The 16,337-nt window shown below is 30.6% G+C and carries 11 protein-coding genes and 2 tRNA genes; 10 read left to right on the top strand and 3 right to left on the bottom strand.

The window, feature by feature from the left end; all coding sequences use genetic code 11:
• The first annotated feature begins 40 nt into the window (after positions 1-40).
• From FBF15_RS07580 to abc-f, 6 genes are read left to right on the top strand one after another with little or no spacing between them, the layout of a single operon-like run.
• Entirely contained in the window at positions 41-1,711 is a 1,671-nt protein-coding gene (locus FBF15_RS07580; RefSeq protein ID WP_038817116.1) for a 30S ribosomal protein S1, read from the top strand.
• Entirely contained in the window at positions 1,711-2,199 is a 489-nt protein-coding gene (locus FBF15_RS07575) for a hypothetical protein (protein WP_038817117.1), read from the top strand. The genes FBF15_RS07580 and FBF15_RS07575 overlap by 1 nt, the downstream gene beginning before the upstream one ends.
• On the top strand, positions 2,196-3,779 hold the full coding sequence (gene serA / locus FBF15_RS07570) for a phosphoglycerate dehydrogenase (RefSeq protein ID WP_002852643.1): 1,584 nt from the start codon (positions 2,196-2,198) through the stop codon (positions 3,777-3,779). Before FBF15_RS07575 ends, serA begins: the two co-directional genes overlap by 4 nt.
• Positions 3,766-4,428 carry a response regulator transcription factor gene (locus FBF15_RS07565; protein WP_002860529.1) on the top strand — a complete coding sequence of 221 codons (663 nt, stop codon included), beginning with the start codon at positions 3,766-3,768 and terminating at the stop codon, positions 4,426-4,428. The genes serA and FBF15_RS07565 overlap by 14 nt, the downstream gene beginning before the upstream one ends.
• Positions 4,422-5,711 (top strand): HAMP domain-containing sensor histidine kinase, encoded by a 1,290-nt coding sequence (locus FBF15_RS07560; protein WP_002860528.1) that lies wholly within the window; start codon positions 4,422-4,424, stop codon positions 5,709-5,711. The genes FBF15_RS07565 and FBF15_RS07560 overlap by 7 nt, the downstream gene beginning before the upstream one ends.
• A gap of 3 nt (positions 5,712-5,714) precedes the next feature.
• The gene (gene abc-f / locus FBF15_RS07555) at positions 5,715-7,646 is read left to right on the top strand and encodes a ribosomal protection-like ABC-F family protein (RefSeq protein ID WP_038816706.1); all 1,932 of its coding nucleotides are present in this window, start codon (positions 5,715-5,717) and stop codon (positions 7,644-7,646) included.
• Between the two features lie 28 nt (positions 7,647-7,674).
• Here abc-f and FBF15_RS07550 read toward each other — a convergent pair.
• Together FBF15_RS07550 and FBF15_RS07545 are read right to left on the bottom strand one after the other, a co-directional pair.
• Positions 7,675-7,749 (bottom strand) — tRNA-Gly (locus tag FBF15_RS07550).
• Between the two features lie 10 nt (positions 7,750-7,759).
• A tRNA-Leu gene (locus tag FBF15_RS07545) sits at positions 7,760-7,846 on the bottom strand.
• 181 nt (positions 7,847-8,027) lie between these two features.
• On the opposite strand from FBF15_RS07545, the gene flgL reads away from it, so the two are divergent.
• A complete protein-coding gene (gene flgL / locus FBF15_RS07540) occupies positions 8,028-10,280 on the top strand; it encodes a flagellar hook-associated protein FlgL (protein ID WP_165434624.1) in 2,253 nt (750 codons plus the stop codon).
• A gap of 109 nt (positions 10,281-10,389) precedes the next feature.
• The gene (locus FBF15_RS07535; protein WP_038816708.1) at positions 10,390-13,230 is read left to right on the top strand and encodes a DNA translocase FtsK; all 2,841 of its coding nucleotides are present in this window, start codon (positions 10,390-10,392) and stop codon (positions 13,228-13,230) included.
• 85 nt (positions 13,231-13,315) lie between these two features.
• Here the strand turns inward: FBF15_RS07535 and rpsO are convergent, their stop codons facing one another.
• A complete protein-coding gene (gene rpsO / locus FBF15_RS07530; protein ID WP_002852579.1) occupies positions 13,316-13,588 on the bottom strand; it encodes a 30S ribosomal protein S15 in 273 nt (90 codons plus the stop codon).
• Between the two features lie 174 nt (positions 13,589-13,762).
• Between rpsO and FBF15_RS07525 the strand changes: the two genes are divergently transcribed.
• Complete coding sequence (locus FBF15_RS07525) at positions 13,763-14,173, top strand: RrF2 family transcriptional regulator (protein WP_002852609.1); 411 nt, start codon at positions 13,763-13,765, stop codon at positions 14,171-14,173.
• Entirely contained in the window at positions 14,160-16,334 is a 2,175-nt protein-coding gene (flhA, locus tag FBF15_RS07520; protein WP_002872165.1) for a flagellar biosynthesis protein FlhA, read from the top strand. Before FBF15_RS07525 ends, flhA begins: the two co-directional genes overlap by 14 nt.
• Positions 16,335-16,337: the final 3 nt, after the last annotated feature.

Here is a 16,337-nt window from a genome sequence, read left to right as displayed (position 1 = left end):
AAAATCAATCAATTTCTAAAAATTATTTTAAAGGATCATAATGAGCGAGGTGAACAAAAAAGTTCAAGGCGGCGTAGATGATTATCTTGAGGAAGAAGATTTTGGACAGCTTTTAGAAGCTTTTGATAAATCAAGAGAAGAGGCTGCAACAGAGGGTGTGATTGTAGAGATCAAAAATGATGAAGTTTATGTAGATATAGGTAAAAAATCTGAAGGTATTTTAGCTCTTAGCGAAATACAAGATGACAATTCTAAGCTATTATTTAATGTAGGCGATGGTATTAAAGTTGCTGTTATGGGTTCTCGTGGTGGCAGATCTTTACTTTCTCATAAAAAAGCTTTGAGAAAAGAAAAAGTTATCGAATTTATTAAAAACTATCAAGAAAATCAAGATGATATTTTTACCGTAAAAGTAGTTGGAAAAAATAAAGGCGGATTGATAGTTGTTGATGAAAATGATGTTGAATTTTTCTTACCAAAATCTCAATATGGCTTCAAAGAAACAAATAATATTATAGGCAAAACGTTTAAAGTTAAAATTATTAAAATCGACAAAGATGAGCAAAGTATCATTGTTTCTCGTAAAAAAACTTTAGATGACGAGAGAAGAAAACGCAAAGAATTGATCAATAATGTAGCACAACAAGAAGATTTAATTGAAGGTATTGTGAAAAAAATTACTACTTATGGTATGTTTGTGGATGTAGGAGGTGTTGATGGTCTTGTTCATTACAGCGAAATTTCTTACAAAGGACCTGTAAATCCTGGAACACTTTATAAAGAGGGTGATAAGGTTCCAGTTAAAGTTATAAAGTATGATAAAGAACGCAAACATTTATCCTTGTCTATAAAAGCGGCTTTACCCGATCCATGGAGCGAGATAAAAGATACTCTTGATGTAGGTGATACCATTAAAGTAATAGTATCAAATATAGAGCCTTATGGTGCTTTTGTGGATTTAGGAAATGATATAGAAGGATTTTTACATATCAGTGAAATTTCTTGGGATAAAAATATTAAAAATCCAAAAGATTATATCAACAAAGGTCAAGAAATTGATGTTGAAGTAATTGAAATCAATCCAAATGAAAGACGCTTAAGAGTTTCTTTAAGAAATTTACTTTCTAGACCTTTTGATGAATTTATGAAATCTTACAAAATTGCAGATGTGGTTGAAGGGGAGATCACCTCGGTAACTTCTTTTGGTGCGTTTGTTAAACTTGGCGGTATTGAAGGTCTATTGCATAATGAAGATGCTTCTTGGGATAGAAACGATAAATGTAAAGACAAATTCTCTCAAGGGGATAAAATCAAGGTAAAAATTATCAAAATAGATGAAGAAAACCAAAAAATATCATTAAGCGCAAAAGAATTAAACAGTTCTCCAGTGCAAGAATATGCCAAAATTCATAAAGTCGGCGATATTGTAAAAGGCACTATCCGTGATATTAAAGATTTTGGTGTTTTTGTAGAGCTAAGTAAAAATGTTGATGCTTTAATTCATAAAGAAGATATAAGCACTTCTATGCTTGAAAATTTAAAAATTGGCGACGATATTGAAGCTGCTATAGTTTTTATTGATGAAAAGAAAAATAGAATTCGCCTAAGTGTTAAAAATCTTGTTAGAATAAAAGAAAGAGAAGTTCTTAATGAAATCAATAATGATGATAAAGTAACTTTAGGTGATATCATTAAAGATCAGCTAGCTTAATGAAAAAATACATTACAATGAGCATTTTGAGTATTTTATTACTCATTTTGCTTGCTGTTGTTTTTACATTGCTTTGGCAATTTAAAGCTAATGTAAATTTCATTCCACAATTTGCTAAAGATACAAATACGCAGCCAAGCATTCAAACCCAAAATCAAGATCTTTCATGGCAAGAAGAATTAGCAAAATGGCCTACAAGAGATTTTACCCCAGCAGCAGAAAAATTTACCTTATATTTTGATGCGGATACTAGCGAGCTTAAGGAGAAAAATAAATATTATCAACTTATAGTTGGAAAATATGATATTTATTCTATGTTTTGCTTAAGACAGACTTTAAATTCTTTTAATGTGAAGTATTTTCTTCTTAAATCTGGCGATAGTCCAGAAATCTTTTTGGATACAGGCAATGAAAAACTTATAGATGATATTATCAAAGAATTAAAAAAATATAAAATAAATACAGAAGTAAAGGAAATTTGGTTATGAAAAAAAAGATTATAGTGTGTGATGCTATTTTGGATAAAGGTGTCGATATTCTAAGAAAAGCTGAAGATATTGAGCTTATAGAAGCTGCAAAATTTCCAAAAGATGAACTTATGCAAATGCTAAGCGATATTGAAGTTGCAATTACTAGAAGTTCTACGGATGTAGATGTAAATTTTTTAAATCATGCCAAAAAATTAAAAGCGCTTGTGCGTGCTGGGGTGGGCGTAGATAATGTTGATATTCCAGAGTGTTCTAAACGAGGAGTGATTGTGATGAATGTCCCAACTGCAAATACTATTGCCGCAGTTGAACTAACAATGGCACATCTTTTAACATCAGCTAGAAGCTTTGTCAATGCTCATAATTTTTTAAAAATTGAAAGAAAATGGGAAAGAGAAAAATGGTATGGCATTGAATTGATGAATAAAACGCTAGGGGTTATAGGTTTTGGAAATATAGGTTCAAGAGTAGCTATCCGTGCTAAAGCATTTGGTATGAAAATTTTAGCCTATGATCCGTATATTTCTGCTTCTAAGATTACAGATTTAGATATGGAACAAGCAAAAAATTTGGATGAAATTTTAGAAAAAAGTGATTTTATTACCATTCACACACCAAAAACCAAAGAAACCAATGGTATGATAGGAAAGCAAGAAATTGCAAAAATGAAAGATGGAATAAGATTAATAAATTGTGCTCGCGGAGGATTATACACAGAAGAGGCTTTATATGAAGGTTTAAAAAGTGGTAAAATAGCTTGGCTTGGTATAGATGTGTTCGATAAAGAACCCGCGACTAATCATCCTCTTTTAGACTTTGAAAATATTTCAGTTACTTCTCACCTAGGAGCAAATACTTTAGAAAGTCAAGACAATATCGCAAGAGAAGCTTGTGAGCAAGCATTAAGCGCAGCACGAGGCGTGGCTTATCCTAATGCCTTAAATTTACCAATTAAAACTGAAGATTTACCACCTTTTGTAGCTCCTTATATAGAACTTGTTTCTAAAATGGCTTTTTTAGCTGTTCAAATTGATAAAAATCCTATAAAAAGTATTAAATTAGAGGCTGAAGGAATTATTGGTGAGTATGCAAATTCTATGCTAACTTTTGCAGCTGTTGGTGCTTTGGGTGGAATTTTAGGAGAGAAAATTAATTATGTTAATGCAGAATTTGTTGCCAAAGAAAAAGGAGTTGAATTATCTTGCGAAACTCTTCCAAATAGTGGTTATAATAATAAACTTAGCGTTAAAATTATCACCGAAAATTCAAATATCAGTGTTTCAGGAACAGTGTTTAATGAAAATGAACAACGCATAGTTGGATTAAATGGCTTTAAAACTGATTTTAAGCCAAAGGGAAAAATGATTATTTTTAAAAACAAAGACATACCAGGAGTTATAGCTAAAATCAGTTCCGTTTTGGCAGCTAAAAATATCAATATAGCTGATTTTAGGCTTGGTAGAGATGGTTTTGGGTATGCTTTGGCTGTTGTTTTGATTGATGAAAAAGTTCAAAAAGAAGTATTAGATGAACTAAAACAATTAGAGGCGTGTGTATTTGTCCAATATGTTGAAATTTAAAATTTTAATTATAGAAGATGATATAGATTTAAACGAACTGCTTGTTTTAAAGTTAAAATCTAGCGGTTATGAAGTTATATCTTTAGCGGATTTTTTTGGAGTTGAAGATTTGCTCGATAATGAGCAAATTGATCTTTTAATAGTCGATAGAAATTTGCCCAGTGGAGATTCTTTAGAAAAAATTCAAGATTTAAGAGAGCAAGGATATAAAGAAGCAGTTATTTTTCTTACAGCCAAGGCTTTACATCAAGATTTACTCGAAGGCTTTGAAAGTGGTTGTGATGATTATGTTTGTAAACCTTTTGATTTCAATGAGCTTTTGCTTCGCATTAAAGCAATTTTAAAACGCCATAAAAAAGAAGAAGAAAAACTATCTTTTGGTGATTTTATTTTAGATTTGGTTAGTTATGAATTCTTTTACAAAAATCAAAAATTAGAAATCTCAAATCTTGACTATGAGCTTTTAAAATGTTTTTTTGAAAATCCAAATACCTTGCTTACTAGACAATTTTTAAGCGAAAGTGTTTGGAAAGATGATACTACAAGTGATAAAACAATCAATATAGCTCTAACAAGACTTAGAAATAAATTTCCAAAACTAAAAGATCATATTATAAGTGTTAGGGGTATTGGCTATAAATTATGCTAAAAACTAAAAATATTTTTATAGTTTTTTTTGTTGTATTGGCTTTGATTTTTGGGTTTATTTTTTATACTTTTACTAATTCTTATCTTAATTTCTTGCTTATAAAACAATATGAACAAAAAATCAAAAGCCTTGATGATGTTTTAAAATTTTCTCTCTTAGAGCATTTAAATGATGCTAATATCAAGAATTTTGCTAAAGATACTAGGGCTGATTTTATTATCCTAAACAATGATATGAAAATAAGTTCTGTAAAAAATCCTGATTTTTTTTCTAATCTTAAAGAAGGAGAAATTTTAAATTTCAATTCAAAAAAAATTCTCACTAAAAGCTTTATTTACAAAGGATATAAATATATTATTATTGTTTATCCTCGTTTTTTAGATTTAGAACTTTTTTGGACAAAAATGGCAATCGGTTTTGGAGTATGCTTGCTGTTTGTTTTTATTTTAATGTTGTTGTTAGGTAGAAGAATAGAGAAAAATTTTAATAAAATTTTGGATTTTTTGGATTCTATAGGGGATCATAAAGTTGTTATATTAGAAAAAGGAATGTTTAAAGAATTTAATTTACTAAATGAGAAACTTTTAAAAACTAAGGATAAAATTCTAAAGAATACCCAAAAAAATAAAAAACAAAGCGATAAAATCACTTTAAAAAATACTCAGCTTGCTAGCGTGATTTCTGCTATTTCTCATGAGCTTAAAAATCCATTAAGCGTGATTGATCTTAGCTTAGAGATGCTAAAAGATGAGAAATTGGAAGATAAAAAATTAAAAAAGGAATTACTAGAAAAAATTTCACGTCAAAGCGTTAAACTTAATGCTTTAACCCATAAGCTTAATTTTGTTTTTAATCTTAATAGTGAAGCCTTGCAGATGCAAGAATTCGATCTTTTTTCTCTATGTGAAAAAATCACTAAAAACCCAGGCTTTGAAAGAGTTGCATTGCAAGGTAAAAGCACGAAAGTTAAGGCTGATGAATTTTTAATCGAGCAAGTGATTATAAATTTGCTTTCTAATGCTTTAAAATATAGTCAAAAAAAAGTCATTTTAACGGCAAGAGATCAAAAGATAATAGTGCAAGATTTTGGAAAAGGCATAGAAGAAGATAAAATAAAATTGATTACAAAAAAATTTTATAAAATTGATGTAAAAAGTGATAATTCTTTTGGTTTGGGACTTTTTTTAGTAAAGAAAATTTTAAATATACATAAAAGTTATCTTGAAATTTCTAGCACTTTAGGTTATGGTTCTAGTTTTAGCTTTAAACTCAGTCAAGGATAAAAAATGGCTCTTATAGATTTAATTGAAGCTTCAAAAAAATTTGGAGACAAAATAGTTTTAAATGAAGTAAATTTTAGCGCAAACGAGGGAGAAAAGATTGCTATTATAGGCAAAAATGGAGAAGGAAAATCTACTTTTTTAAAAACGCTTTTAGGCACACTTCCTTTAGATAGCGGTAGAATAATAAGACAAAATGGAAAAAGCATAGCCATGCTTTCACAAACCGTTGATTTTAATGCAAATTTAAGCGTAAAAGAAGCCATCAAGCAAGAGCTTGTAGAAATTTACAATACCTTAGAAGAATATGAAATACTGCATAAAAAATTAGAAGAAGATCCTAGTAATAAAGATTATCTTCAAAAAATAGATACGCTTATGACTTTGATTGATAGTAAAGATGCTTGGAGTATAGAATCTAAAATAATACGCGTTTTAAAAGAATTTAGTTTACTTGAGTATGAAAATCGCATTATATCTACTTTAAGTGGTGGAGAAATACGCCGCGTTGGGCTTTGCATACTTTTACTAAAAAATCCTGATATTTTATTGCTTGATGAACCAACTAATCATTTAGATGTATATATGACAAGCTTTTTGGAAGAATTGCTAAAAAATTCAAAGATGTGTGTGATTTTTATTTCCCATGATAGATATTTTATTGACGCTATAGCACACAAGTGTGTAGAAGTAGAGCAGGGTAAGCTTAGTATTTTTAAAGGCGGATATGCAAACTATTTAGAGAAAAAAACACAAATTTTGCAAAGCCTTGCTAAGAGCCATGAAACTCTTTTAAAGCAATTAAAAAGCGAAGAAGAATGGCTTAGAAGAGGGGTTAAAGCAAGACTTAAAAGAAATGAAGGACGAAAAGAACGCATTTTTAAAATGCGTGAAGAAGCGAAAAAAAATCCTGGGGCAATCAAACGCTTAAAACTTGAAATTTCAAGAGCGGCTTTAAATTTTAATAGAGAAAAAACGATCAATCGTAAAAAAATGCTTTTTGAGCTTAAAAATATAAGCAAAAATATAAACAATAAAAATCTTTTTAAAGATTTTTCAACGCGTATTTTACAAGGTGAACGCATAGCTATCGTAGGAAGAAATGGTTGTGGAAAATCAACATTGTTAAAAATTCTTCTAGGGCAAATAAAACAAGATAGCGGTGAAATAAAACGCGGAGAGCTTAAGATAGGATATTTTGATCAGGCTAGAAGCTTGGTAAATTCTGATAAAAGCTTGCTTGAAATTTTTTGTCCCAATGGTGGAGATAGGGTTGAAGTTCGTGGTAAAAATATGCATGTTTATGGATATTTGAAAAATTTTCTATTTCCTAAGGAATTTTTAGATAAAAGCGTGGCTCTTTTAAGTGGCGGAGAGAAAAATCGCGTTGCTTTAGCCTTGCTTTTTACTAAAGAATATGATGTTTTGATTTTAGATGAGCCAACTAATGATCTTGATATAGCTACGATTAATATATTAGAAGAATACTTACTTAGTTTTGAAGGGGCTATTTTGCTAGTATCACACGATAGATATTTTGTTGATAAAATCGCAACAAAACTTTATGCTTTTGAGGGAAATGGATATATAAATATTTTACACACTCTTTATACTGAATATCTTGAAAATGAAAAAGAAATTGAAGAATTGGATAATTTTGCTTTAGAGCTTCAAACCCAAGAGCAAAATAATAACCAAAAAGAAAAAAGCTCCAAAAAATTGAGCTACAAAGAAAATGAGATATTAAAAAACCATCCTGAAAAAATAGATTTTTTAGAGCAAAAGATAGCTAAATTAAATCAAGATTTATCCGATCCAAATGTATATCAAGAAATAGGTATTAACAAGCTTTATCAAGAGCTTGAAGTAATGCAAAAAGAACTTGAAATTCTAGAAAATGAGTATTTTTTAGTATTAGAGAAAAGCGAGAATTTATAATTAAAGAGATTTTATATTTTTTATTCTATGGAGCGGGAAACGAGATTCGAACCCGCGACCCCAACCTTGGCAAGGTTGTGCTCTACCCCTGAGCTATTCCCGCAAAAAATAAGTGGTGCCCGAGGTCGGACTCGAACCGACACAAGGTTGCCCTTACCAGATTTTGAGTCTGGCGCGTCTACCAGTTTCACCACTCGGGCTCATTTTATAAGATTTAAAGCTAAAATTATACTTTTTTAGGCTAAAAAATACTTTAAAAATAAAAAGTATTTTCAAAAAGACAATATAAAATTATATAATTTAAATTTTTGGAACAGTTATTGCTTTTGTTTATTAGCAATGTTTGAAAAGATTTTAACTTTAATACTTTAGAGGAAAAAAATGAGAATTACAAATAAACTTAACTTCACAAATAGTGTGAATAATTCTATGGGCGGTCAAAGTGCTTTATATCAGATATCTCAACAACTTGCTTCAGGTTTGAAAATACAAAATTCATATGAAGATGCAAGCACTTATATAGATAATACGCGTCTTGAATATGAAATTAAAACATTAGAACAAGTAAAAGAATCAACAAGTAGAGCTCAAGAAATGACTCAAAATAGTATGAAAGCTTTACAAGATATGGTTAAACTTCTTGAAGATTTTAAAGTTAAAGTAACCCAAGCTGCAAGCGATAGCAATTCTCAAACCTCAAGAGAAGCTATAGCAAAAGAACTAGAACGTATAAAAGAAAGCATAGTTCAGCTTGCAAATACCAGTGTTAATGGTCAGTATCTTTTTGCAGGTTCTCAAGTTGCAAACAAACCTTTTGATTCTAATGGAAATTATTATGGAGATAAAAATAATATTAATGTAGTAACTGGAGCTGGAACTGAAAGCCCATACAATATACCAGGTTGGGATTTATTTTTTAAAGCAGATGGAGACTATAAAAAACAAATAAGCACTAATGTTAGTTTTACAGATAATCGTTGGGATTTAAATAAAGACCCTGATAAAACTAAATATCTCACAGGAGATTCTAAATGGCAACAACTTATCGGACAAGGTTATGTAAAAGATAATAGCTTAGATGCTGACAAAGACTTTGAGTATGATGATAGCAAACTAGATTTTCCTCCAACAACTCTTTATGTTCAAGGTACAAGACCCGATGGAACAAGTTTTAAAAGTGCTGTACTCGTCAAACCCGAAGATACTTTAGAAGATGTAATGGAAAATATTGGAGCTCTTTATGGTAATACTCCAAATAATAAAGTAGTAGAAGTAAGTATGAATGATAGTGGTCAAATTCAAATTACAGATCTAAAGCAAGGTAATAATAAACTCGATTTTCATGCTGTAGCTTTCACACCACAAGCTGATGATAAAACTGAATTAAATAATATTATCCAAGCAGCACAGGATGAAGGCATTACAATGGAAGATGTTACAAACAGGGTTATGACTGCTGCACTAGGAAATCCCAATAATGAAGATATTACAAATTTAAATAATCCTGTAACCATTCAAATTAACGGACAAAACTTTGAAATTGATTTAAAACAAACTGATTTTATCAAAAGTAAAATGACAGATACAGATGGAAATGCTGCTAATGGAGCTGATTACGATAATGTGTATTTTGAAAAAAATGGCAATACTGTTTATGGTAATGTTTCTCAAGTTATCAAAGGAAGCAATGCTTATGCCACTGATTCAACCAAACTTAGCGAGGTAATGGCAGGAGATAGCCTAAATGGTACTACTTTAAATTTAAAAGTCAATTCCAAAGGTGGAAATTCTTACGATGTTACTATAAATTTACAAACTTCAACTGTAAGCTATCCTGATCCTAATAATCCAGGTCAAACCATAAGCTTTCCTATTATGCATACTAATCCTGCAACTGGAAATAGTGGGGTTGTTACAGGATCAAATGATATTACTTATGGTCAAATTAATGATATTATAGGTATGTTTGCTGCAGATAAAATTCCTACAACAACCATACAAGCCAATAATAGTCAAATTAATAATGCAGATTATACCCAAATACAACAACTCATGAAAGATTCACAAGCTACTGTTGATGTAAGTATGGATTATAAAGGTCGTATTAGTGTTACTGATAAACTTTCATCAGGAACCAATATAGAAATTTCTCTTAGTGATTCTCAAAGTGGCCAATTTCCAGCACCTCCTTTTACCACAACTTCTACTGTACAAAATGGTCCAAATTTTAGTTTTAGCGCGAATAATTCTTTAACTATAGATGAACCAAATGTGGATATTATTAAAGATTTAGATTCAATGATTGATGCTGTTTTAAAAGGCAATATGAGAGCAGACTCCGAAAGTGAAAACCCTAGAAATACAGGTATGCAAGGAGCTTTAGAAAGACTTGATCATTTAGCAGATCATGTTAGCAAGCTTAATACAACTATGGGAGCATATCATAATACTATCGAAGGTGTTAATACACGCACATCCTTTTTAAGCGTTAATGTCCAAAGTATAAAATCAAATGTGATTGATGTAGATTATGGTGAGGCAATGATGAATTTAATGCAAGTTCAACTTGCATATCAAGCTTCTCTTAAAGCTAGTACAACAATTTCTCAACTTAGCTTATTAAATTATATGTAAAATTTTTTATGGTATAATTTGGCTTTGATTTTATTTTCAAGGAAAGAATATTAAAAAAGAAGCCATTTTTACCAGCTCCACGCTTGTTATTTTTTATCTTTGTCTTTGTATGCTAGCACCTGGCATGGGAGAATGGGTTTACAAGGCTAATTTATTTTTATTTGGAGAATTTGGGTATTATTATCCATTTTCTTTGCTTATATTAAATTATCTCTACTATAAAAAAAAATATAAAATAGAAAATTTTAAGCGTAGGGAGCTTTTTGGTTTTTCTTTGGCCTTTTTTTCTACCTTGCTTTTATTTTCTGTCTTTTATAGAGAGTTTGGGTATATTTTAGAAATTGTATATGGATTTTTTTCTATAATCTTAGGGCGTACAGGGAGTGGAATTTTTGCTCTTTTACTTCTACTATTTTCTTTGGTTTTATTGTTTCCAAAATTTGCAAAAGAAATTTTAAAAATAGAATTAGATTTTACTTATTTATTAAAAGTAGAGCAAGCTTTTAAATCTTTACTTATGCGTGTATTTGGTGGAGAAAACGAGAAAGAAGATGTAGGTAAATCAGAACCTATAGCTCCAAAATTAAATATTTTGCAAGATAGTATTTATGGAAATTTACAAATAAACAAAAAAGGGGAAACCAATAACTTAGAACAGATAATTAAAGATAGCAATATCAATGCAAGTAAAAATTCAATTACCACGGCCAAGGAAAATTTTGAAAAACTAAAAAATCAAATTTTAGATGAAACCATAGAGATTGATAAACAAAGTTTAAAAGAATCAAGAAGTTTTGTTCATGAGCATTCTCAACAAGTGCGAAATTTCGCACAAAAGGCTAGTAAAATGAGCATTAGTCTTGATGAAGATTTTAATTTTATTTCAGAAGAAGAGGTAGATATGATTCCTGAACGTTTTTTAAAACCTAAAAAACTTGAAGATATAAAGCAAATAGATACAAATAAAAATTTAGATGAGCCAAGTTATAAACGTAAAAATATTGAAATTCCAGTTTCTAATCAAGAAGTTAAACCAAAAATTTTTACAAAAGAGCTTGAACTTAGAGAGAATTTGATAAAAAAAGAAAAACTAGAACAAGAATACAAAGCCTATCAAAATGAAATTTTAGAAAATAAAGTAAAACAAGAAATTAAAAAATTAGAAGAATATGATGCGATAAATTCAAGCGATATTATAGAAGGGAATAAATATAGTTTTAATAGCCCAAAAACAATTAAAACAGAAACAGAAGAATCAGACAAAATAAATGAAAATAAAAATCTAGATAAAGCAGACAATATCTTTGAATTTGCTCCCATTGTAGAAGAGTTAAATCATCCTTATATAGAACCTACTCCTATAAAAAATATAAATGAAATAGTTATAGAAGAAAAAAATACACTCGATTTTATCCAAAATACAGAAACTAAAATCGATAATGAAAAAACAAATGATCAAGAAATTAAACTTCAAAAAGCAGTTTTAGCCAAAGAAATTGCTATTAACCAAGCTTTATTGCGTGAAATAGAGCAGGGCGAAGTAGAAAAACCAAAAGATTTCACCTTGCCGCCATTAGATTTTTTAGCTAATCCAAAAGAACACAAACAAGAAATCAATGAAAGTGAAATAGATAAAAAAATTTATAATCTTCTTGAAAAATTGCGTCGTTTTAAAATAGGCGGCGATGTTATAAGCACTTATGTTGGTCCTGTGGTAACTACTTTTGAATTTCGTCCTAGTGCAGATGTGAAAGTAAGTCGTATTTTAAATTTACAAGATGATTTAACTATGGCTTTAATGGCAAAATCAATCCGTATTCAAGCTCCAATACCAGGAAAAGATGTTGTAGGTATAGAAGTTCCAAATGATGAAATTCAAACCATTTATTTAAGAGAAATTTTACAAAGTGAAGTTTTTAAAAACGCTAAAAGTCCTTTAACCATAGCTTTAGGTAAAGATATAGTAGGCAATGCTTTTGTAACCGATCTTAAAAAACTTCCGCATTTACTCATCGCAGGAACGACAGGTAGTGGTAAAAGTGTGGGGATAAATTCTATGCTTTTAAGTCTTTTATATCGCAACTCTCCAAAAACCTTGCGTTTGATGATGATAGATCCTAAGATGCTTGAATTTAGCATTTATAATGACATTCCTCATCTTTTAACTCCTGTTATCACAGATCCAAAAAAAGCAGTCAATGCGCTTTCAAATATGGTAGCTGAAATGGAAAGACGCTATCGCTTAATGGCTGATGCAAAAACCAAAAATATAGAAAATTACAATGAAAAAATGAAAGAATTAGGCGGAGAAGAACTTCCTTTTATTGTAGTAATTATCGATGAACTTGCTGATTTGATGATGACTGCGGGTAAAGATGTAGAATTTTATATAGGAAGACTTGCGCAAATGGCAAGAGCAAGTGGAATCCACTTGATTGTAGCTACACAACGACCTTCTGTTGATGTTGTAACAGGACTAATTAAAGCGAATTTACCAAGTAGAATTTCTTATAAAGTAGGGCAAAAAATTGACTCTAAAGTTATTTTAGATGCTATGGGTGCTGAAAGTTTACTTGGAAGAGGGGATTGTTTATTTACTCCTCCTGGAACAAGCTCTATAGTGCGTTTGCATGCGCCTTTTGCAAGCGAATTTGAAATAGAAAAAATCGTGGATTTTCTAAAGGATCAACAAAGCGTAGAATATGATGAAAGCTTTTTAAAGGATCAACAAAGCGTAGGTGTTACAACAAATGAAAGCTTTGATGGGGAAGTAGATGAGCTTTACGAAGAAGCTAAAAGAGTAATCTTAGAAGATGGAAAAACAAGCATTTCTTATTTACAACGCCGTTTAAAAATCGGCTATAACCGCTCTGCAAATATTATTGAACAACTTACGCAAAACGGGATTTTAAGCGAACCTGATGCCAAAGGACAAAGGGAAATCTTGTAAGATTTTTCTTGTGTTTTTGATATATAAAACTGATTACAAAAGAAGAAATTTAAAAGGCAAAAGCCCCGTAAAAAGGGCTTAAAAATTATTTATCTCTAAGATTTAATTCAGTAATTAACTTACTATAAGAATTATAATCTTTTCTTTTAAGATAAGATAAAAGTCTTTTTCTTTGACCTACAAGTTTTAGAAGTCCTAATCTTGATGAAAAGTCTTTTTTGTATATTTTTAAATGTTCTGTAAGTTCTGCAATTCTTGCAGTTAAAAGAGCTACTTGAACTTCTGTTGAACCAGTATCACCTGGTTTTTTAGCGAATTTCGCAACTATTTCTGCTTTTTTGGCCGAATCCAAAGCCATGATAGACCTCCTGATTGGTAAAATAATAAAATTAAAGAACTGTAATTTTATCTTAAAAAGCAAAAAATAAACTGAATTTATCTTTTTTAGAAGGTTTTGTCAAAATTTAAGTCTTTTTCTAAGAATTATTTATTATAATTACAGCTATTTCTGTAGTTATAACAAGGAGAATCTGTGCTATTTACCAAAGCTAGCGAATACGCTTTACTTTCTTTAATTTATATTTCTCAAAAAGAAACACCTCAAGATGTAGATTCTTTAGCTTTAGAGCTTGATATTCCTAAAAGTTTTTTAGCTAAAATTTTACAAACTTTAGCTAAAGATGGCTTGTTAAAATCTTTTAAAGGGGCAAAAGGTGGTTTTGTTTTAATCAAAGAACCAAGTCAATATACTATAAAAGAAATTGTTAATAGTGCTGAAAAAAAGGATATCAGTGTATTTGAATGCAGTGGTGGCACTTGTCCAAATAATAAAGAAGAAAATTGCACCTTAATGCCTATGTTAGTAAATTTACAAAATAAAGTAGATGAATTTTTAGATTCTATTACTTTAGAAGATATTATGAAAAATAATGGCAAAAAATAAAATAGTCGATTTAGTTTTTCCTTTCTTGGGGCCTTTAATCGCTCCTGTTTTAAAAGCTAAAAGCTTGACTATTGTTGGTTTTTTAGTTTGTATTTTAGCTATTATTATAGTTCCTTTACCAAGTCCTATTTTGGACTTTTTCTTGGCTTTAAGTATAGCTTTATCGGTATTAATTATTTTAATTTCTATTTATATACCCAAACCGACAGATTTAACAACTTTTCCAACTTTAATCTTGATTATCACTTTATTTAGGCTTTCATTAAATATAGCTACCACAAGGATGATTTTAAGCGAAGGGCAAAACGGCCCTGAAGCTGTGAGTGAGATTATAGCAGCATTTGGAGAATTTGTTGTTGGTGGAAATATGGTCATTGGCGTGATTGTATTTTGTATTTTAGTATTGATTAATTTCATGGTTGTAACAAAAGGTAGTACAAGGGTTTCTGAAGTACAAGCAAGATTTACACTTGATGCGATGCCGGGTAAACAAATGGCTATTGATGCGGATTTAAATGCAGGACTTATTGATGAACAAACCGCTAGAGCAAGACGTCAAGAAGTTATTGCTGAGGCAAACTTCTATGGTGCAATGGATGGTTCTTCTAAATTTATCAAAGGAGATGCTGTTGCAGGAATTATCATAACTATTATAAATATCATAGGTGGTTTTTTAATAGGATCTTTTCAGCACGATATGGCTTTAAGCGATGCTGCTTCTACCTATACTATTTTAACCATAGGTGATGGACTTGTATCTCAAATTCCAGGGCTTATTACTTCTACTGCAACCGCTATAATTATCACTCGTGCAAGCAAAGATGAGGAAAATTTTGCAGAAGGAACTTTAACTCAACTTTTAAGCGAATATCGCACGCTTTTAATAGTAGGTTTTGTACTTTTTATCTTTGCGTTAGTGCCTGGTTTGCCAACTTTATCCTTGGGCTTTATGGCTTTAGTATTTTTAAGCCTTGGCTATCTTACCAAGCAGGTTAAGGAAGGTAAAATTGATATAACTACAGTTAAAAAAAGCAAACCAAGTGCCGCAGCTGCATCTCAAAGTGGAGCAGGTGGGACAACGGCAACGCCTGCTAAGAAAAGCGAAGAAGAAATTCTCAAAGAAGAAGAGCACAAGATTAACGATATACTCAAAGTTGAAATTTTAGAACTTGAACTTGGATACGGACTTATTAAGCTTGCTGAAAACGAACTTACAGAAAGAATTCGCTCAATGAGAAGAAGTATTGCTGAAAGTTTAGGATTTTTAATGCCAAAAATAAGAATAAGAGATAATTTAAGACTTAAACCAAATGAGTATAGTTTTAAACTCAAGGGCGTGTCTATAGCAAGTGCTGAAATTTATCCGGATAAATATTTAGCCATGGATAGTGGTTTTATCACAGAAGAGATAGAAGGGATTGCTACAAAAGAACCCGCTTTTAACTCTGATGCACTTTGGATTGATGCGAATTTAAAAGATGAAGCAACATTAAATGGCTATATAGTAATAGATCCTGCAAGTGTTATTTCAACACATATGAGCGAACTTATCAAAGCGCACGCAAGCGAACTTCTCACACGCCAAGAGGTACAAAATCTTCTTGATAAGGTTAAAAATGATTATCCAATCATCGTAGAAGGTGCTTTAGGTGTCGCACCTGTAAGTCTTATTCAAAAAATTCTCAAAGACTTGCTTAAGCATCACATACCAATTAAAGATATGCTTACTATTTTAGAATCTGTAAGTGATATAGCAGAAGTAAGCAAGAGTTTTGATATGATTATTGAACATGTAAGGGCGTCCTTAGCTAGGATGATTACAAATATGTATTTAGATGATAAAGGAAATTTGGATATTTTTATCTTAGACTCTGCTAGTTCTGCGGTTTTAATGGAAAATGTACAATTTAGAGATGGAAGTTATCACTTGCCTTTAAGTGTAGCTCAAACAGGTACTTTAGTAGATACTCTAAGGGCTGAAGTTGCCGCAGTAGCAAATGGTCGTATCAAGCCTTTTATACTTTGCGTTGAACCGCAGCTTAGAAAATTCATTGCTGATATTTGTTATAATTTTAGCATTAATATAGTAGTGTTAAGTTTTGCAGAAATTGCAGAAAATACAAATTTTAATACCGAGGGTATTATTAGGATAGAACTTTAAGGA

It is taken from the genome of Campylobacter sp. CFSAN093233, assembly GCF_011068165.1.
Taxonomy (GTDB): domain Bacteria; phylum Campylobacterota; class Campylobacteria; order Campylobacterales; family Campylobacteraceae; genus Campylobacter_D; species Campylobacter_D jejuni.
This window is presented reverse-complemented; position numbering and strand designations above follow the sequence as displayed.

Bases quoted from the DNA above. Each gene is read 5' to 3' on its own strand.
- FBF15_RS07580 (WP_038817116.1), top strand. From the start codon at position 41: ATGAGCGAGGTGAACAAAAAAGTTCAAGGCGGCGTAGATGATTATCTT.
- FBF15_RS07575 (WP_038817117.1), top strand. From the start codon at position 1,711: ATGAAAAAATACATTACAATGAGCATTTTGAGTATTTTATTACTCATT.
- serA (WP_002852643.1), top strand. From the start codon at position 2,196: ATGAAAAAAAAGATTATAGTGTGTGATGCTATTTTGGATAAAGGTGTC.
- FBF15_RS07565 (WP_002860529.1), top strand. From the start codon at position 3,766: ATGTTGAAATTTAAAATTTTAATTATAGAAGATGATATAGATTTAAAC.
- FBF15_RS07560 (WP_002860528.1), top strand. From the start codon at position 4,422: ATGCTAAAAACTAAAAATATTTTTATAGTTTTTTTTGTTGTATTGGCT.
- abc-f (WP_038816706.1), top strand. From the start codon at position 5,715: ATGGCTCTTATAGATTTAATTGAAGCTTCAAAAAAATTTGGAGACAAA.
- flgL (WP_165434624.1), top strand. From the start codon at position 8,028: ATGAGAATTACAAATAAACTTAACTTCACAAATAGTGTGAATAATTCT.
- FBF15_RS07535 (WP_038816708.1), top strand. From the start codon at position 10,390: ATGCTAGCACCTGGCATGGGAGAATGGGTTTACAAGGCTAATTTATTT.
- rpsO (WP_002852579.1), bottom strand. From the start codon at position 13,588: ATGGCTTTGGATTCGGCCAAAAAAGCAGAAATAGTTGCGAAATTCGCT.
- flhA (WP_002872165.1), top strand. From the start codon at position 14,160: ATGGCAAAAAATAAAATAGTCGATTTAGTTTTTCCTTTCTTGGGGCCT.